Annotated in this window: 1 protein-coding gene; it reads left to right on the forward strand. The window is 61.4% G+C overall.

The features are described from left to right. Nucleotides 1-544: amino acid kinase family protein (locus tag AC5RVV_RS17935; protein ID WP_494002705.1), on the forward strand; the 544-nt coding region annotated here is incomplete at both ends.

Consider the following 544-nt stretch of genomic DNA (forward strand, 5'->3'; position numbering starts at 1 on the left):
GCGAAATCTATACCGACGTCGACGGCATCTACACCGCCGACCCTCGGGTGGTTCCATCCGCCCGTAAAATCGACAAGATCTCCAGCGAGGAAATGCTGGAAATGGCCGCTTCGGGCTCCAAGATCCTGCACCTGCGCTGTGTCGAGTACGCCCGTCGCTTCGGCGTGCCGCTGCACGTCCGCTCATCCTTCAGCCAGCACGAAGGAACCTGGGTCCTGCCCAGTCCCGACGACAAGATCAAGATTCAAGAGGGAGAACCCTTGGAACAGCCCATCATCTCCGGCGTCGCCCACGATCACTCCGAAGCCAAGGTCACGGTGGTCGGCGTGCCCGACATCCCCGGTAAGGCCGCCGAGATCTTCGGCATCGTCGCCGGCGCTCACTCCAACATCGACATGATTGTGCAGAACGTGTCCACCCACGCCTCAGGCCGGACGGATATCTCCTTCACGCTGCCGATCGTCGAGGGCAAGGATGCGCTGGAAGCCCTCAAGGCCGCCCAGGAGAATATCGGGTTCGAATCCCTGCTGTACGACGACCAGAT

It is taken from the genome of Arthrobacter sp. MDT2-34-1 (assembly GCF_059091365.1).